Below are 15,510 nucleotides of genomic sequence, written 5' to 3' on the forward strand. Positions count from 1 at the left end.
ATGGCTGGCCAGTTGATCGTGGGCCTCGACGTTTCGTCACGCGCTCGCGCCGAAGAGATCGTGGCGCTGCTCGATGGACAGGTGGACTTCTTCAAGATCGGCTACCAATGCTTCTACGGCGCCGATGGCTTTGCGCTGGGCAAAGACCTCCTCAGGGCCGGCAAGAAGGTGTTCTTCGACCTCAAGCTGCTCGATATCGACAACACCGTCGAAAAGGGTGTCGCTGCCATTGCCGAGACCGGCGCCACCATGCTGACCGTCCATGCCTATCCACAATGCATGCGTGCCGCGGTACGCGGCGCGGCGGGCTCCGATCTTTGCGTGCTGGGCGTCTCCGTATTGACCTCGATGGACGATGCCGACGTCGCCGAAGCCGGCTTTGCGCGCGATACGGCGGGCCTGGTCGCCCTGCGCGCGCAACAGGCGCGTGATGCCGGGATTGGCGGGCTGGTGAGTTCGCCGCATGAGGCGGAGATGGTGCGTACCATCATCGGCTCGCATATGGCGATCGTGACCCCGGGCATCCGGCCCGCCGGCAGCGCTACGGGCGACCAGAAACGCGTCATGGGCCCCGCCGATGCCCTGGCCGCCGGCGCCAGCCATCTGGTGGTGGCGCGGCCGATCATCGAGGCCGCCAACCCTGCTGCGGCAGCGAAGGCGATCCTGAGCGAAATGAACACCGGCACGAGGTTCGCATGACCCGATTTTCCGCCTGCATCGAAATGCTGTTCGTGCCCGAGACGGCGGATCCGGCGCAGCGTATCCACCTGGCCAAAGCGGCCGGTCTGGACGCTGTGGAATTCTGGCTCTGGTCCAACAAGGACCTCGACGCCATCGAACGGGCGCTGGACGAGACCGGTGTCACCCTGGCCGGCATCGTCGCCGAGCCTTTTGCCGAGCTGACGCGTGAGACCGATCACGACCGCTTCCTCGCCGGGCTCGAGAAAAGCCGCGACGTCGCCATGCGCCTGGGTGCGCCGGTGCTGATCTGCCAGTCCGGCCCGCTGCTCGCCGGCATCGATCGCAGCCGCCAGCACGACGCGTTGACCACCGCCATGGCCCGCTCGGCCGGTGTCCTGGCGGGCTCAGGCGTGCGCCTCGGTCTCGAGCCGCTCAATGACCGGGTCGATCACCCCGGCTATTACCTCACCAGCTCGGAGGAAGCGTTCGCCGTTGTCGATGCGGTCAACCGCCCAGAAATCGGCGTCACCTACGACCTCTACCATTCCATGGTCATGGACGAAGACCCGCAGGCCGTGGCGGGCGGCCATCTCGACCGCATCGTCCACGTCCACATCGCCGACCACCCCGGCCGCAACCAGCCGGGCACGGGCAGGCTCGACCTCAAGGCACAACTCGATTGGCTTGAACAAGCGGGCTACGACGGATTTGTCGGCATGGAGTTCAGGCCCACCGGCAGCACGACGGACGCATTGAAACAGACCTGGGCAAGGCTGGACGCCCGCTAGAGGTCCCTCTCAAGCGGGAAGCATGTCGGTTCCCAGGCGTCCTCTATCCCGAGACGTTGCGCATTGGTTTCTTCCCAGCGATGGAGAACAGCGGCGACGCCACGCCTGTCATCGGCATTGGCGAGCGCAATCAGCTCCCGCATATCGTTCATCGGCTTCAGGAATTGATTGGCCAATTGGATACGCGATACTCCCTCGGACCGCTTTCTGGGCGTGTCCAGCAGCGCTTCGCCGCTTGCCTTGATTGCCAAGTATCGCGCTTCTTCCTTGTCGATATAGGCCTGCGCGACGACACAAACCTCGGCGAGACGCCCTAGGGCGGCGAGGACAGAGGCGTGCAGGAACGCATCGCTTGACAGAGGCAGCAACTCTTCGTGCTGCCAGTGCAGCCTACCTTCCTGCATTAGGCAGTAGAGATCTTCGATTTCCGCCAGAGGGCGAAAGGGATAGGCCAAGGTCTGCCTGATGTGTATGGCCAACCTTTCGTGAAAGTCGACATCGGTGGACCACCCAACAATGAGTTCTCGACTCCAATTGTCGCTCAAGCGGCCCGTAGGTGGGCCAAACATGATCATGAATCCAGCTGTGGGTTTGGAATGGGTGCGGTCCGATGATCCCAAGAAATGGATATACCGATAGATGTGGCGAACGGGGCGCAGGTATAACTTGCGTGGCTTTAGAGCGAGATCCGGGTGTTCGGCTAGAATTGCCCGTGTCCATTTCTTGACTTCCGCGACAGTCGTCATAGCCTTGGCCGAACCTCTATGATGTAGATAACCGCGCCAGGATAGTTGCCTGCGAGGCGTTCAGCAATTTCACGCAGCCTCTTGAGAGTTAGCCCATTTCGGCCAGTTTTCACGTCGTAATTGCAGACAGCGCTCATATCTTTGCGACGGTCCTCGACGACATCGAGGCGCGTACTGCCCTTTTGACCGTAGGATACCTCTCCCGGTGCGTCAGGCGCGAAAGAAATTTCTGCCCTCAGATTATCGTAGACGAACGGCATCGACGCCTTCAGCGCGTCTATTGACCGTTTGATTGTCCCATGAACCAAAGATCCCCACGTTCGCGCCGGAAGGATCGGCTTTTGCTCAGCCAGCAGCGCGGCGGCTTCGTCCGTCCACTTCTGGACGTCGGGCAGAAACCGACAGGCGTTGCGCTGTTGTTCTTCGGTAAGACTGCCTACCAGGATGGGGGCCGGTCGCGCTTGTGGGTCGGCGGTCCAACTTTTGACCGCAAGGACCGGCTCGTCGCGTTCGCCGAGGCCTTGGCTAGCGGGTGAGGCATTCTGCGTCCTGAAGATCGAAACAAGAGCGAACGCAATCGCTCTGAGGCCGATGTCGCCACCCCCACCACCGGGTCCGGTAAGGATATGCTCCGGTCGCCTGACCGGCGTGTCATTGAACGGGTCTCCAGTCAGCAAAAACGCCGTGTGCCGACGCGCACGGACGACCTCCGGTCCGTCAGGAGTCCAGCGCGACTGGAACTGTGGCACGCTGTCGTCGCCGAGATAGATGCTCTGCAGGCCCGATTCCGTATCGACGCGAACCACCTGCCCGTCGGCAAGCGTCACTTCCCGCAGAACGCTCGTTGTCTGGAAGCGTGATCGTATCGTGGTGCCATCACCCATAACGACGAGGCTCTGCGCCATGCTACCGTCCGACCGAGTGAGGGTCTCGATGCTGGCCCAATCGGTGGTAGGATCAGTGCTGACCTGCTGGTGGTGAGCCAGCGGTTCCAGGGCGTCCGGCACGGTTGGGTCGCCGTAATACGGATCCGGCCAGCAGCGGCAATTGGGTTCGGTGCCGGGATGGCCGCCGGATGGTGGCGTGTCCCACGCGAAGACCTCGCCATGTCGGGCGGCATGGCTTTGGCGAACGCGGTTGTCCCCATTGGAGCGCCATACATAGAACCTGGTGGCGCGGCGCGGCAGGGCGATGGGAAGAGGGATCGCCGGATTGATGGCCTTGCGCTCGGTCGGAGGCTCGTCCTCACGCGGCATATGACCGAAGCGAAGATAGGTTTCGAAGGCCCGACGACGAGCCAGGGTGATCAATTGCTGCTTATGTTCAGAACGGCCCATGCCTTGCCCCGGATTTCGTCCGGGGAAAGGTCTCATAGTGTGATGCGATGGGGATAAGTGGGACCTGTCCGACGGTGGCAGCTAGCCCGCCAGCCCGTGCTGCTTGCTCAGATCCTGCAGGTCCAGCTGTGGCCGGGCGCCGATGTGGCTGATCACTTCGGATGCGGCGAGACACCCGGTCTTGAGCGCCGATTCCAGGGTCTGGCCGCGGGCCATGCCGAGCAGGAAGCCCGAGGCGAAGAGGTCGCCGGCGCCGGTGGCATCGACCACCTTGTCGATGTGGAAGGCGGGGACCGAGGTCACTTCGCCATTGTGGACCGCCATGGCGCCATCGGCGCCCATGGTGATGGCGGCCAGTTCGGCATCCTTGGCGATCTCGCGCACGGCCACGCCCAGGTCGTCGGTCTGATAGAGCGACTTGAGCTCGTGCACATTGGCAAAGACGTAGTCGATGGTCTTGCTGCGGATCAGGTCGAGGAATTCGGCGCGATAGCGGTCGACGCAGAAGGGATCGCTGAGCGTGAAGGCGGCGGCGCGCTCGTTCTTGTGGGCATAGTGGGCGGCCAGGACGAAAGCCTTCTTGGCCTCCACCGGATCCCACAGAAAGCCCTCCATATAGGTGATGGCGGCGCCGCCGATCTCGTCGGGCTTGATGTCCTGCTCGGTCAGCTGATGGCAGGCACCCAGATAGGTATTCATGGTGCGCTCGCCATCCTCGCTGAGGAAGATCATCGAGCGGGCGGTCAGGGCGCCGTTCTTAAGGCGGCTGGTGCTGTAGTGGACGCCGATGGCGTCGAGGTCTGCCTCGAAAACATCACCGAGCGGATCGTCCGCCACCTTGCCGACAAAGGCGGCTCGGCCGCCCAGCGACGCGACACCGGCCGCGGTATTGGCGGCGCTGCCGCCCGAAATCTGCTGCCGGGTCAGCGGCATCTTGCCATAGAGGTCTTCGGCCCGATCGGTGTCGATCAGGTGCATTATGCCCTCTTTCATGCCCTCCCGCTCGAGGAAGCCGGGCTCGACCGGTGCGATGATGTCGACGATCGCATTGCCGATGGTGAGGACGTCGAAGCGGGTCTGGGTCATCGGAGGTTCCGGCGCAAGGAAAAGCCGTCAGCCGGTTTAGAGGATGACGGCTGGCTCGGCAACCTCAGTGCCGGTCGATGATGGCGCTGATCAGCGCTTCGATCTCCTCGCCTGCCTCGATGGCGATCTGGCCGTCGAGCAGCAGAACGGCCAGACCATGCACCCGCGCCCAGGCAGCCAGTGCTGCCACCCGGCCGGCCCGCGTGTCGCCACCACTGATGCGACGCAGGGTGGCAAAGGCGGCATCGGCCGCCATGCGCAGGCCCGGCCGGTTATCCCGGCGCAGTTGGGGCGAGAACATCAGGCGAAACAAAGCGGCATTGTGGAGGGCAAAGAGCACATAGGTCTTGCCCATGGCGGCGAGCAGGTCGGCGGGTTCGGTTGCCGCAACGTCGTCCATGGCGCGGGTGAAGCGCTGGAAGCCGGTGACGGCCAGCGCCTCGAGCAGGGCCGCCCGGCCGTCGAAATGCCGGTAGGGTGCCGCCGGCGACACGCCCACCGCCCGCGCCAGGTCACGCAGGCCGAGTCCTGCCTCGCCGTCGCGCTCCAGGATGATCAGCGCCGCTTCGAGCAAGGCGTTGCGCAGGTCGCCATGGTGATAGGGGGCATTCTGGCGGGATGTTGACATTGATTACTTCGTCGCGGATATATGTAAGCAGCGATAACATAACCCGCCGAGGCCCCGCAAATGGATATCGATCTGCTTCTCGCAATCAGCCATCACCTGGTGGTGTTCCTGCTCGTGGCTATTCTCGCCGCCGAATTCGCCCTGCTGCGGCCGGGCCTCAACGGTGCTGGTATCGGCCAGCTGGCGCGCATCGACGCCGCCTACGGCGCAGTGGCCGCGCTAGTGATTGTGGTGGGCGTGTTGCGCGTCATTTTCGGTTCCAGTGGCTGGGAATATTACGTCGCCAACTATGCCTTCTGGGCCAAGATGGTGGCGTTCTTGGTGATGGGCCTCCTTACCATCCAGCCGACACTGGCTATCCGCCGCTGGCTCAAGGCGAGCCAGGGCGATGCCAGCTATGCCATTCCGCCCGCCGAGATCGCCGCCAGCCGGCGCTATATCCACCTGCAGGTGGGCGTGGCAGTGCTTATTCCGATCTTTGCCGCCGCCATGGCGCGGGGCTACGGCGTCGCCTAGGCGCCCTTCGGCGCCGGCGTCTTGGGCTCGAAGCGGCACCATTCGCGGATGGCGCAGCGCCAGCATTCGGGCTTGCGCGCCTTGCAGACGTAGCGGCCGTGCAGGATCAGCCAGTGATGGGCATGCAGCAGGTATTGCGGCGGGATGACCTTGAGCAGTTGCAACTCCACGGCAAGCGGGGTGGCAGCGGGCGCCAAGCCCGTGCGGTTGCTGACGCGGAACAGGTGGGTGTCCACCGCAATGGTGGGCTGCTTGAAGAAGATGTTGAGCACCACATTAGCGGTCTTGCGACCGACCCCGGGCAGCGCCTCGAGCGCCTCGCGGTCAGCCGGCACTTCGCCGCCATGCCGTTCGATCAGCAGCTGACTAAGGGCAAACACATTCTTGGCCTTGCCGCGGTAAAGGCCGATGGTCTTGACCAATTCGGTGATCTGGTCGACCCCAAGCGCCACCATGGCTGATGGCGTGGGCGCCAGTTCGAACAGCCGCTTGGTGGCCTTGTTCACCCCGACGTCGGTTGCCTGGGCCGACAGCACCACTGCAACCAGCAGGGTAAAGGCGTTGACGTAGTCGAGCTCCCCCTTGGGCTCCGGTTCGATTTCACTGAATCGCGCAAAGATAGCCTCGACATCGGCCTTGGGCAGGCTCTTCACTTTTTTCGTAGCGGCCATTCTCTCGCCCCTGATTCTGCGCCTATAGTCAGTGTCGAAGAGTTCGCCATGCCAATGCAAGCCACAACCACCACGCCGCTTTTCGCAGCGGCGCTCAAGCCGGACCGCTCGCCGCGCCTGATGGGCGGCTGGGTCGCGTTCGCCCTGGCCGGGATCGCCACCGCACCGCTCGCCATCCTGGTCGCCGAAGTGCTGGTGCCCGCAGCGGCGGCCTTTGCCATTGGCGGCGCCAGCCTGACGGCGCTTTCGGTGCGCGCCTCGCGGCAGCGCCGGGTCGCCCAGCAGGTGACGCTATGGGCCGACCAGCTCGAAGTCGTCACCATCGATGCGCAGGGGGCGCGGCTGCTGCGCCGCTTCGATCCCAAGACGGTGCGGCTGGTGCTCGACCGCGACGACAATGAGAAGGCCGTGCGGATGCGCCTGCGCTCGGGCAAGGACGAGTTCGAGTTGGGGGCCTTCCTCAAGCCGGAAGACCGGTCGAGCCTCGCCAAGGCCTTCGGCACCGCGCTGCGCCGGGCTCGGCAGGCGAGCTGAGCGGTCAAAAACGGGTCGCGTCGCCTAGCCGCGATGCCTAGATAGACACCCGATATAGCCAACGGGTGCCAGCATGAACCAGATCACACACATGACCCCCGCGTCGGATTACGACACCATTCGCGCCGCCATCCGCTATCTCAGCGAGAACGGCCCCGATGTCGCCGACCTTCCGCGCTTTGCCGCGACGCTCGGCCTCTCCGAGCGGCAGCTGACGGACCTCTTCCGCCGCTGGTGCGGCCTGTCGCCCAAGAGCTTTTCGCAGGCGGTGGCGCTCGATCATGCCAAGAGCCTGCTGCGCGCCAACCAGAGCGTGCTCGACACCACCTACCAAGTGGGCCTGAGCTCGACCTCGCGACTGCACGACCTGTTCGTTGCCTATGAAGCCATGCCGCCCGGCATTTTCCGCGCCGGCGGGGAGGGGATGGACATGGTGTGGGGCGCGGCGCCATCACCCTTCGGCATGGCGGTTGCCACGGCCACCGACTATGGCATGTCGGGGCTGGGCTTCGCCGACGCCGATACCAGCATCCAGCAGGCCTTCGAGGACCTGGCCAATCGCTGGCCCAATGCCCGCTTTACCCGCGACGATGCCAAGGTGGCGCCGATGATCGCCCTGGCGTTCGATCCGGCACGCTGGTCGCCGGATCATCCGGTGCGCATCGTGCTGATCGGCACCGATTTCGAGGTCAAGGTGTGGGAGACGCTGCTCAAGATACCCTGCGGCAGGGCAACGACGTATCAAAGCGTCGCCAACCATATCGGCCGGCCCACCGCCGCACGGGCCGTTGGCGCCGCCGTGGGCAAGAACCCGATCAGCTTCGTCGTGCCCTGCCACCGCGTGGTCGGCACGTCAGGGGCGCTGACCGGCTATCACTGGGGCGTGCCGCGCAAGCGCGCCATACTGGGCTGGGAAGCCGGGGTCATCTCCGGGGCGCATTAGCGCGCGCCGTTTCACGTGAATCGCGATGGAGCACACACTCCACCACCCACCGGCCGTCACCCTCGGGCTTGACCCGAGGGCTCTTCACTTAAATGAGCGTCCGGCAAGTACAGCGCCCTCGGGTCAGGCCCGAGGGTGACGATCGAGTTTGGGGCGCTCTTTGTGGATCAGACCCCTAGATCTCTACCCGCTCCACCAGCTTCCCGTCCGGCCCGATCTTGTACACCGTGGGCTGCCCGGTGGCGATTTCCCGCTTGAGGATCTGTTCGGGGGTCAAGCCCTCGATAGCCATGACCATGGCGCGCAGCGAATTGCCATGGGCGGCGACCAGCACGGTCTTGCCGGCCTTCAGCTGGGGCACGATCTCGGCATCGTAATAGGGCAGGGTGCGGGCCGCGGTGTCCTTGAGGCTTTCGCCGCCCGGCGGGGGCACGTCATAGGAGCGGCGCCAGATCAGCACCTGTTCCTCGCCCCACTTGGCGCGGGCATCATCCTTGTTGAGGCCGGAGAGATCGCCATAGTCGCGCTCGTTGAGCGCGGTATTCCTGGTAATGGTGACGTTGAGGATGCCCATCTCCTCGAGCATCAGGTCCAGGGTGTGCTGGGCCCGCCGCAGCGCGGAGGTGTAGAAGAGATCGGGAACGATGCCCTTGGCCTTGAGCGCCTTGCCGGTGGCGCGGGCTTCGCCGATGCCCTTTTCAGTCAGGTTGGGATTGCGCCAGCCGGTGAAAAGGTTCTGGAGGTTCCACTCGCTTTCGCCATGGCGCACGAGGATCAGGGTACCGGTCATTTGCTTGTCCTGTTGTCGAGGTGTGTCAGTCGAGGCCGAGTACGTCGGCCATGGAATAAAGGCCGGGCGGTTGGCTGGCCGCCCAGAGCGCGGCGCGCGCGGCGCCGCCGGCGAACATGGAACGATCCTCGGCGCGATGGTTGAGTTCGATCCGCTCGGCAGGGCCCGCCATGATGACGGAATGGTCCCCGACCACGGTGCCGCCGCGCAGGGTGGCAAAGCCGATCGTGCCGGTCTCGCGCGGGCCGGTATGGCCGTCACGAACCCGGACGGAATGATCCTTCAACGCAATGTCCCGCCCCCTGGCCGCAGCCTCGCCGAGCAGCAGGGCCGTGCCCGAGGGCGCATCGACCTTTCGGTTATGGTGCATTTCGAGGATTTCGATGTCGTAATCGGCAAGCATGGACGCGGCCTTGCGCACCAGGCTCGCCAGCACGTTGACGCCGAGCGAGAAATTCCCGGATTTGACGATGCGCGCGCCATGCTGCGCCGCCTGGGCAATAGCCGCGTCGTCGGCCTCCGAGCAGCCGGTCGTGCCGATGACGTGGATCAGACCCCGCTCGGCCGCCTTGCCGGCCAGGGCAACGCTGGCGCTCGGCGCCGTGAAATCGATGATGGCGTCGGCGCCCACCAGGGCCGCGTCGATATCGTCGGTGATGGTCACCCCAAGGGCGCCAATTCCGGCATAGAGCCCCGCATCCTGGCCGATGGCCGGCGTGCCGGGGCGATCGACGGCGCCATGCAGCCGGGCCACTGCACCATGCAGGTCCAGTCCCCCGAGCGCGGCAACAGCGCGGATATTGGCCGCGCCCATGCGTCCGCCGGCACCCGCCACCACGACCTTGAGTTCCGCCATCGCGCCCTCCACAAATCCGGTCCCGGCTATAGCAGCGCCTTGGGAAAACGCCAACAGCGGTGCCCCAATGTGGTCACCATGCTAGAGTTGAGCTTGAAGCAAAACCAAGGACGCTGATTTGACCATCACCAACGCGCTGGCCGGTATCGCGGTGGAGGACATTGCCGAAGCCCTCGACTTCTACGAACGCCTGTTCGGACGGGAGGCCGATGCCAGACCGATGAACGACCAGGCCGAGTGGAAACTGCCCGGCGGCGCCTGGGTCCAGGTGCATACCGATGCCGACCGGGCCGGGGCCTCGACATTGACCTTGGTCGTCGACGACCTCAGCGAGGAATTGGGGCGATTGTCCCTGCAGGGGCTGACACCTGCCTCCAAGGCGATCGGCGGCTTCTTCAAGACGGCCAAGTTTCGCGACCCCGATGGCAACCAGATCGTTCTCAGCCAGCCGCAGCCGGGGACGTATTGAGGTCGACCAGCCGCGAACTGTCAGTCGGTCACCCTCCCCCTTGTGGGGAGGGAAGCGAGATAGACTTAGCTTAGGCTACGTCCGTTAAATCGAGCAGGGTGGGGGTATGCCCTCCGCAGACTCGGTGGTTGTGGCCCACCCCCACCCTTGATCCCTCCCCACAAGGGGGAGGGTGTCGGCTGCAAGATCAGCCGCAAGAGCAACGGTCCTGCGCTAGCGCCCCTTCAAACCCTTCGCAACTGCACCGTCTCGATCAGATGGCTCTTGCCCTTCTTGAGCACCAGGTCGGCGCGTCCGCGGGTGGGCAGCACGTTCTCGACCAGGTTGGGCAGGTTGATGGTGCGCCAGACCATGCGGCCGAACTCCCCGGCCTCGGCCTCGCTCATCTCGGCGAAGCGACGGAAGAACGAGGTCGGATCCTTGAACGCGGTTTCGCGCAACCGGAAGAAGCGCTCCATGAACCAGGCTTCGAGATCATCATTGTCCGCGTCGATATAGACCGAGAAGTCGATGAAGTCGGAAGCGAATAGGATGGGCTTGCCATCCTTGGGGAGTTCGCCCGGCTGGAGGATGTTAAGCCCTTCGACGATGAGGATATCGGGCCGATCGACGGTGATCTCGCTGCCCTCGATCACGTCATAGACCAGGTGCGAATAGACCGGCGCCTTCACATTGGCCTTGCCGGACTTGATATCGCTGAGGAACTGCACGAAGCGGGTGCGGTCGTAGCTTTCGGGGAAGCCCTTGCGCTCCATGATGCCGCGCTCGGCCAAGACCTTATTGGGCTGCAGGAACCCGTCGGTGGTGACCAGGTCGACCTTGGGGCTCGACTTCCAGCGCTGCAGCAGCGCCTGGAGGATACGCGCGGTGGTCGACTTGCCCACCGCCACCGAACCGGCGACGCCGATGATGAAGGGCACCTTCTGGTCGGGCGTTTCGAGGAAGCGGGTCGAGACATTGTGCAGGCTCTGTACGGCCTCGACGTAGAAACTCAGGAGGCGCGTCAGGGGCAGGTAGACCTCTTCGGCCTCTTCGAGCGAGATCGGATCGCTCAGCGTACGCAGCCGCTGGATGTCCTCGCGCGTCAGCGTCATCGGCTCGTCGGCGCGCAGGGCGCTCCACTGGGCCTTGGTGAAGTGATGATAGGGCGCCAGGACCGGCGGACGCTTTGCCATTATTGCGGACCTCGCGACGCTTTCTCGGCGAGGCCCGACTGGGCCGTGCGGGCATCGAGTTCGGCCATCACCTCGGCCAGCGGAATATTGGCTGCCTTCAGCACCACCAGCAGGTGGTAAAGGACATCAGCGCTTTCCTTGACCAGTTCAACGCGGTTGCCGGTGACAGCCGCGATGACGGCTTCGGTGGCTTCCTCGCCCAGCTTCTGCGCGCATTTTTCCATGCCGCGGCCGATCAGCTTGGCCGTGTAGCTTTCATCGGGCGAAGCGGCGGCCCGTGTCGCAATACGGGCTTGGAGGTCATCGAGGGTCATGCTGCGATCTCCCGATCGTTGCGGGAGTCATTCCGGCGAAGGCCGGAATCCATGCGCCGAACCTGCAACGCCGCCGGCGTCCACGGCTACGGACATGGACCCCGGCCTTCGCCGGGGTGACATGGTGGATTTTGATGGCTTAAAGCAAACTTTTGCCCCGCCGTCACTACGACCTAAGCTCACCGCCATTCGAGCGTAGCTCTCATGGCCTTGCCTGCTCAAATCGCTCCACTGGAGCGATTTGCCCTATCGGTCGCAGGCAAGTCCATCCGCACCGCCACGCCGTGGTCGCGCAGATACTGCTTGGCCTGGGGGATGGTGAACGTGCCGAAGTGGAAGATCGAGGCGGCAAGCACCGCGCTGGCATGGCCCTCGACCACGCCATCGACCAGGTCCTGCAGCGAACCGACCCCACCCGAGGCGATCACCGGCACTTCCACTTCGTCGGCAATGGCGCGTGTCAGCTTGAGGTCGAAACCCGATTTGGTGCCGTCGCGGTCCATCGAGGTCACCAGCAGTTCGCCGGCGCCGCGTTCGACCATGCGGGCGGCAAACTCCACCGCATCGAGGCCCGATGGCTTGCGGCCGCCATGGGTGAAAATTTCCCACTCGCTTCTGTTATCGCCACCGACCCGCTCGCTCAGCCGCTGCTTGGCATCGACCGAGACGACGATGCATTGATTGCCGAACTTGTCGGCGGCGCGGGCGATGAAATCAGGGTCATTCACCGCCGCCGAGTTGATCGCCACCTTGTCGGCACCGGCCAGGAGGAGCTTGCGGATATCCTCGATCGTCCGCACGCCGCCGCCAACCGTCACCGGCATGAAGCAGTGTTCGGCGGTGCGGGCCACCACGTCGAAAATCGTGTCGCGGCCTTCATGGCTGGCGGTGATGTCAAGGAAGGTCAGTTCGTCCGCGCCTGCCGCGTCATAGGCCATGGCGGCTTCCACCGGATCGCCGGCATCGCGCAGGTCGACGAAGTTGACACCCTTGACCACGCGGCCGCCCATCACGTCGAGACAGGGAATGAGACGGGTCTTGAGCGTCATTGACGAGGTTCCTTGGACGTCTTGAACCGCTGCATCACGGTTCGGAACAGGGTGAAGACCAGCGACATCAGCCACATGAAGAAGGCGAAGAGAGCGATCAGCAGCGCCCACGAGGGCAGCCAGCTCATCAGTGCGGCATAACCGACGGCCAAGATGGGGATGATGGGGGCGAGATACCACCACCAGTTCACCCGCTCGATCATCACATGGCGCGGCGCGGCTTTCATGCAGCCGCCTTGAGCAAAGCCAGTGCTTCACGTGAATCAATCCGCCCATCGTAGAGCGCGCGGCCGGAAATGGCGCCCTCGAGGATCTGATATTCGGGCCGCGTCATGCGCTCGATGTCATCCATCGAGGCCAGCCCGCCCGAAGCGATGACCGGGATCGAGGTCGAACGCGCCAGCTCCAGCGTCGAGGGCCAGTTGATGCCGGCGAGGATGCCGTCGCGGTCGATATCGGTATAGATGATGGCCGCCACGCCGACGCCTTCGAAACGCTTGGCCAGCTCGATGATGGACAGCTCCGACGTCTCGGCCCAGCCTTCCACCGCAACCATACCGCCCTTGGCATCGGTGCCGACGGCGACCTGGCCCGGCCACTTTTTTGCCGCTTCCTTGACCAGCTCGGGATCGCGCACGGCGACGGTGCCGAGGATCACCCGGCTCAGCCCCTTGTCGAGCCAGCTTTCGATATGGGCCAGCGTACGGATGCCGCCGCCCAGCTGCACCGGAAACTTCACCGTCTTGAGAATGGCTTCCACCGCCGCCCCATTGACGCTCTCGCCGGCAAAGGCGCCGTTGAGGTCGACGACGTGGAGGTACTCAAACCCCTGGTCCTCGAATGACTTGGCCTGCGCGGCCGGGTCGTCGTTGAACACGGTGGCCTGGTCCATGTCGCCCAGCTTGAGGCGCACGCACTGGCCGTCCTTGAGGTCGATGGCGGGGAAAAGGATCACGGCGTCCACCTCAGGAAATTCTCGATCAGCTGCAATCCCAGCGCCTGCGATTTTTCCGGGTGGAACTGGGTGCCGAACATGTTGTCGCGGCCGACACAGGCGGTAACGGCACCGCCATAGTCGGTGGTCGCCATCAGGCTCGCCGGGCTTTCGGTGACCAGGTGGTAGGAGTGCACGAAATAGGCGTGCAGCCCATCGGGACCGTCGGGGATGCCGGCAAAGAGCGGATGCTGCTGCTGGATGGAAATGGTGTTCCAGCCCATATGCGGGATCTTGAGCGAGGGGTCGGATGGCGTGATCTTCTGCACCGCGCCCGGGATCCAGCCCAGACCCGGCGTCACCACCTTTTCGCGGCCTTCGGAGGCCATCAGCTGCATGCCGACGCAGACGCCCAGGAACGGCACTCCACGGCGGATGACGCGCTCCTCGAGCACATCGACCATGCCCTGGACAGCATCGAGCCCGGCCTTGCAATCGGCAAAGGCGCCGACGCCCGGCAGCATGATGCGGTCAGCCGCGCGGACACGGTCGGGATCGGCGGTTACTTGCACGGTGATGCCAAGCGGGGTCGCCATGCGCTCGAAGGCCTTGGCCGCCGAGTGGAGGTTGCCGGCGCCATAATCGATGATGGTAACAAGGCTCACCGCAGGGCCTCCAGTTGTGCCAGTTCGGCATTGAGGGCCACGCGTTCGCCGCGTTGGCGCCAGCCGCGCCGGAGCAGGGCGTGCCGGCGCAGGCCCGGGGCAGCAAAGCCGAGCCACGCGGCGCCGAGCAGATAAAGCAGAAACGCCGCGTCGCCACCGATGATTGCGGCCAGGGCAGCCAGCGCAACAGCGCCCAGTATAAAGGCAACCAGCTCGAGCCAGAGCCCATGCGCAGCTAGGAAAACCGGCGGCAGGATGGCGGCGAGCCAGGAGAATGTCTCCGGCACGACGGCCGGAAGGTCGGGCCTGCCGGGTCTGGGGTCGAAAATGGCGTAGAGGGTCACAACTCTCTCCAATATCCCGATGTCATCCCGGCCTTGAGCCGGGATCCATCTCGAGATCGCAGGATGGACCCTGGCTCAGGGCCGGGGTGACACCGTGGATGGGCTGCACTTAGATGAAATTTGACGCCGGTGGAAGGGTCGAGCACCAGACGGGCTCCCTCGCCCCTTTGGGGAGAGGGGTGGGGTGAGGGGCCTTTACTGGGTGCCGCGGGGAGGAGAGACCCCTCACCAGGCGCTGCGCGCCGACCTCTCCCCGGAGGGGCGAGGTAAAGCCTAGAGCGTACCCTTGGTGCTCGGCACCCGGTCACCGACGCGCGGATCGATCTCCACCGCCTCACGCAGGGCGCGCGCCACCGCCTTGAACATCGACTCGGCCAGATGGTGGTTGTTGTCGGTATAGAAGTTCTCGATATGGAGCGTGATGCCGGCATTCATGGCGAAGGCCTGGAAGAATTCGCGGAACAGCTCGGTATCCATCTCGCCGACCTTGTCGCGCGAGAACTCGGCCCGGAACACCAGGAAGGGCCGGCCCGACACGTCGAGCGCCGCGCGGGTCAGCGTGCCATCCATCGGCAGGTCGGCCGAGGCATAGCGACGGATACCCTTCTTGTCGCCGAGCGCCTTCGATATGGCCTGGCCCAGCGCAATGCCGACATCTTCCGCCGTGTGGTGGAAATCGATGTGCAGGTCACCCTTGCAGGACACGTCCATGTCGATCAGCGAGTGGCGGCTGAGCTGGTCCAGCATATGGTCGAGAAAGCCGATGCCGGTGGCCATGCGATGCGCGCCCGTACCATCGAGGTTCACCGAGACATTGATCTCGGTCTCGTTGGTCTTGCGGGCGACGGTGGCTTTGCGCATGGCGGTCTCCGGGGATACGGCGGCTCACTAGCAGATAGCCACGGATGCGTGAAGATCGGGTTGAAGCTCAACTTATCCCCGCCCCTTGTGGCCCCCGCATACTGATCCGGTTCCCGCACAAGA

At 64.4% G+C, this 15,510-nt stretch carries 21 protein-coding genes; 6 read left to right on the forward strand and 15 right to left on the reverse strand.

Annotation, left to right across the window (positions count from 1 at the left end):
- Together pyrF and JI749_RS02720 are read left to right on the forward strand one after the other, a co-directional pair.
- Nucleotides 1–699: an orotidine-5'-phosphate decarboxylase gene (gene pyrF, locus JI749_RS02715; RefSeq protein WP_201658605.1), complete on the forward strand. Its 699-nt coding sequence runs from the start codon at nt 1–3 to the stop codon at nt 697–699.
- A complete protein-coding gene (locus JI749_RS02720) occupies nt 696–1,469 on the forward strand; it encodes a hydroxypyruvate isomerase family protein (RefSeq protein ID WP_201658608.1) in 774 nt (257 codons plus the stop codon). The genes pyrF and JI749_RS02720 overlap by 4 nt, the downstream gene beginning before the upstream one ends.
- On the opposite strand, the gene JI749_RS02725 is transcribed toward JI749_RS02720, so the two are convergent.
- The 4 genes from JI749_RS02725 to JI749_RS02740 all read right to left on the reverse strand — a co-directional run bounded on the left by JI749_RS02725 (nt 1,466) and on the right by JI749_RS02740 (nt 5,266).
- Nucleotides 1,466–2,215: a hypothetical protein gene (locus JI749_RS02725; protein ID WP_201658611.1), complete on the reverse strand. Its 750-nt coding sequence runs from the start codon at nt 2,213–2,215 to the stop codon at nt 1,466–1,468. The genes JI749_RS02720 and JI749_RS02725 overlap by 4 nt on opposite strands.
- Nucleotides 2,212–3,552, reverse strand: coding sequence for a minor capsid protein (locus JI749_RS02730; protein ID WP_201658614.1), 1,341 nt, complete (start codon nt 3,550–3,552; stop codon nt 2,212–2,214). The genes JI749_RS02725 and JI749_RS02730 overlap by 4 nt, the downstream gene beginning before the upstream one ends.
- A gap of 81 nt (nt 3,553–3,633) precedes the next feature.
- A complete protein-coding gene (locus JI749_RS02735; protein WP_201658617.1) occupies nt 3,634–4,638 on the reverse strand; it encodes an adenosine kinase in 1,005 nt (334 codons plus the stop codon).
- Nucleotides 4,639–4,702: 64 nt separating this feature from the next.
- Nucleotides 4,703–5,266: a TetR/AcrR family transcriptional regulator gene (locus JI749_RS02740; RefSeq protein ID WP_201658621.1), complete on the reverse strand. Its 564-nt coding sequence runs from the start codon at nt 5,264–5,266 to the stop codon at nt 4,703–4,705.
- 60 nt (nt 5,267–5,326) lie between these two features.
- Between JI749_RS02740 and JI749_RS02745 the strand changes: the two genes are divergently transcribed.
- The gene (locus JI749_RS02745; RefSeq protein ID WP_201658624.1) at nt 5,327–5,782 is read left to right on the forward strand and encodes a DUF2214 family protein; all 456 of its coding nucleotides are present in this window, start codon (nt 5,327–5,329) and stop codon (nt 5,780–5,782) included.
- Here the strand turns inward: JI749_RS02745 and nth are convergent.
- Nucleotides 5,779–6,453 carry an endonuclease III gene (gene nth / locus JI749_RS02750; protein WP_201658627.1) on the reverse strand — a complete coding sequence of 225 codons (675 nt, stop codon included), beginning with the start codon at nt 6,451–6,453 and terminating at the stop codon, nt 5,779–5,781. The genes JI749_RS02745 and nth overlap by 4 nt on opposite strands.
- A 48-nt stretch (nt 6,454–6,501) precedes the next feature.
- Here nth and JI749_RS02755 point away from each other — a divergent pair, with 48 nt between their 5' ends.
- Together JI749_RS02755 and JI749_RS02760 are read left to right on the forward strand one after the other, a co-directional pair.
- Nucleotides 6,502–6,987, forward strand: a complete 486-nt coding sequence (locus tag JI749_RS02755; protein ID WP_201658630.1) for a DUF2244 domain-containing protein — start codon at nt 6,502–6,504, stop codon at nt 6,985–6,987.
- A 73-nt stretch (nt 6,988–7,060) separates the two neighbouring features.
- Nucleotides 7,061–7,930 carry a bifunctional helix-turn-helix domain-containing protein/methylated-DNA--[protein]-cysteine S-methyltransferase gene (locus JI749_RS02760; RefSeq protein ID WP_201658634.1) on the forward strand — a complete coding sequence of 290 codons (870 nt, stop codon included), beginning with the start codon at nt 7,061–7,063 and terminating at the stop codon, nt 7,928–7,930.
- A 175-nt stretch (nt 7,931–8,105) separates the two neighbouring features.
- On the opposite strand, the gene JI749_RS02765 is transcribed toward JI749_RS02760, so the two are convergent.
- Nucleotides 8,106–8,720: a 2,3-bisphosphoglycerate-dependent phosphoglycerate mutase gene (locus JI749_RS02765; protein WP_201658636.1), complete on the reverse strand. Its 615-nt coding sequence runs from the start codon at nt 8,718–8,720 to the stop codon at nt 8,106–8,108.
- A 25-nt stretch (nt 8,721–8,745) separates the two neighbouring features.
- Nucleotides 8,746–9,576: a 4-hydroxy-tetrahydrodipicolinate reductase gene (gene dapB, locus JI749_RS02770; RefSeq protein ID WP_201658641.1), complete on the reverse strand. Its 831-nt coding sequence runs from the start codon at nt 9,574–9,576 to the stop codon at nt 8,746–8,748.
- Between the two features lie 118 nt (nt 9,577–9,694).
- Here dapB and JI749_RS02775 point away from each other — a divergent pair, with 118 nt between their 5' ends.
- Nucleotides 9,695–10,045 carry a VOC family protein gene (locus JI749_RS02775; protein ID WP_201658644.1) on the forward strand — a complete coding sequence of 117 codons (351 nt, stop codon included), beginning with the start codon at nt 9,695–9,697 and terminating at the stop codon, nt 10,043–10,045.
- A 224-nt stretch (nt 10,046–10,269) separates the two neighbouring features.
- Here JI749_RS02775 and coaA read toward each other — a convergent pair whose 3' ends face one another.
- The 8 genes from coaA to hisB all read right to left on the reverse strand — a co-directional run bounded on the left by coaA (nt 10,270) and on the right by hisB (nt 15,387).
- A complete protein-coding gene (gene coaA, locus JI749_RS02780; protein WP_201658647.1) occupies nt 10,270–11,220 on the reverse strand; it encodes a type I pantothenate kinase in 951 nt (316 codons plus the stop codon).
- Nucleotides 11,220–11,534, reverse strand: coding sequence for a phosphoribosyl-ATP diphosphatase (locus tag JI749_RS02785; RefSeq protein ID WP_201658650.1), 315 nt, complete (start codon nt 11,532–11,534; stop codon nt 11,220–11,222). The genes coaA and JI749_RS02785 overlap by 1 nt, the downstream gene beginning before the upstream one ends.
- A gap of 218 nt (nt 11,535–11,752) precedes the next feature.
- Nucleotides 11,753–12,583, reverse strand: coding sequence for an imidazole glycerol phosphate synthase subunit HisF (gene hisF, locus JI749_RS02790; RefSeq protein ID WP_201658653.1), 831 nt, complete (start codon nt 12,581–12,583; stop codon nt 11,753–11,755).
- Nucleotides 12,580–12,810 carry a hypothetical protein gene (locus tag JI749_RS02795; protein ID WP_201658655.1) on the reverse strand — a complete coding sequence of 77 codons (231 nt, stop codon included), beginning with the start codon at nt 12,808–12,810 and terminating at the stop codon, nt 12,580–12,582. The genes hisF and JI749_RS02795 overlap by 4 nt, the downstream gene beginning before the upstream one ends.
- Entirely contained in the window at nt 12,807–13,538 is a 732-nt protein-coding gene (gene hisA / locus JI749_RS02800; protein ID WP_201658658.1) for a 1-(5-phosphoribosyl)-5-[(5-phosphoribosylamino)methylideneamino]imidazole-4-carboxamide isomerase, read from the reverse strand. Before hisA ends, JI749_RS02795 begins: the two co-directional genes overlap by 4 nt.
- Complete coding sequence (gene hisH, locus JI749_RS02805; protein ID WP_201658661.1) at nt 13,535–14,182, reverse strand: imidazole glycerol phosphate synthase subunit HisH; 648 nt, start codon at nt 14,180–14,182, stop codon at nt 13,535–13,537. The genes hisA and hisH overlap by 4 nt, the downstream gene beginning before the upstream one ends.
- Nucleotides 14,179–14,526, reverse strand: a complete 348-nt coding sequence (locus JI749_RS02810; protein ID WP_201658664.1) for a DUF2628 domain-containing protein — start codon at nt 14,524–14,526, stop codon at nt 14,179–14,181. Before JI749_RS02810 ends, hisH begins: the two co-directional genes overlap by 4 nt.
- A 273-nt stretch (nt 14,527–14,799) precedes the next feature.
- A complete protein-coding gene (gene hisB / locus JI749_RS02815; protein ID WP_201658667.1) occupies nt 14,800–15,387 on the reverse strand; it encodes an imidazoleglycerol-phosphate dehydratase HisB in 588 nt (195 codons plus the stop codon).
- Between the last annotated feature and the right edge of the window lie 123 nt (nt 15,388–15,510).

Origin of the sequence: Devosia oryziradicis (assembly GCF_016698645.1) — a bacterium.
Taxonomy (GTDB): Bacteria; Pseudomonadota; Alphaproteobacteria; order Rhizobiales; family Devosiaceae; genus Devosia; species Devosia oryziradicis.

Excerpts from the sequence above, each read along its gene's own strand:
- dapB (WP_201658641.1), bottom strand. The coding sequence starts at position 9,576 with ATGGCGGAACTCAAGGTCGTGGTGGCGGGTGCCGGCGGACGCATGGGC.
- JI749_RS02745 (WP_201658624.1), top strand. The coding sequence starts at position 5,327 with ATGGATATCGATCTGCTTCTCGCAATCAGCCATCACCTGGTGGTGTTC.
- hisB (WP_201658667.1), bottom strand. The coding sequence starts at position 15,387 with ATGCGCAAAGCCACCGTCGCCCGCAAGACCAACGAGACCGAGATCAAT.
- pyrF (WP_201658605.1), top strand. The coding sequence starts at position 1 with ATGGCTGGCCAGTTGATCGTGGGCCTCGACGTTTCGTCACGCGCTCGC.
- nth (WP_201658627.1), bottom strand. The coding sequence starts at position 6,453 with ATGGCCGCTACGAAAAAAGTGAAGAGCCTGCCCAAGGCCGATGTCGAG.
- JI749_RS02765 (WP_201658636.1), bottom strand. The coding sequence starts at position 8,720 with ATGACCGGTACCCTGATCCTCGTGCGCCATGGCGAAAGCGAGTGGAAC.
- JI749_RS02760 (WP_201658634.1), top strand. The coding sequence starts at position 7,061 with ATGAACCAGATCACACACATGACCCCCGCGTCGGATTACGACACCATT.
- JI749_RS02755 (WP_201658630.1), top strand. The coding sequence starts at position 6,502 with ATGCCAATGCAAGCCACAACCACCACGCCGCTTTTCGCAGCGGCGCTC.
- JI749_RS02720 (WP_201658608.1), top strand. The coding sequence starts at position 696 with ATGACCCGATTTTCCGCCTGCATCGAAATGCTGTTCGTGCCCGAGACG.
- coaA (WP_201658647.1), bottom strand. The coding sequence starts at position 11,220 with ATGGCAAAGCGTCCGCCGGTCCTGGCGCCCTATCATCACTTCACCAAG.
- JI749_RS02735 (WP_201658617.1), bottom strand. The coding sequence starts at position 4,638 with ATGACCCAGACCCGCTTCGACGTCCTCACCATCGGCAATGCGATCGTC.
- hisF (WP_201658653.1), bottom strand. The coding sequence starts at position 12,583 with ATGACGCTCAAGACCCGTCTCATTCCCTGTCTCGACGTGATGGGCGGC.
- JI749_RS02725 (WP_201658611.1), bottom strand. The coding sequence starts at position 2,215 with ATGACGACTGTCGCGGAAGTCAAGAAATGGACACGGGCAATTCTAGCC.
- JI749_RS02740 (WP_201658621.1), bottom strand. The coding sequence starts at position 5,266 with ATGTCAACATCCCGCCAGAATGCCCCCTATCACCATGGCGACCTGCGC.
- JI749_RS02785 (WP_201658650.1), bottom strand. The coding sequence starts at position 11,534 with ATGACCCTCGATGACCTCCAAGCCCGTATTGCGACACGGGCCGCCGCT.
- JI749_RS02730 (WP_201658614.1), bottom strand. The coding sequence starts at position 3,552 with ATGGGCCGTTCTGAACATAAGCAGCAATTGATCACCCTGGCTCGTCGT.
- JI749_RS02795 (WP_201658655.1), bottom strand. The coding sequence starts at position 12,810 with ATGAAAGCCGCGCCGCGCCATGTGATGATCGAGCGGGTGAACTGGTGG.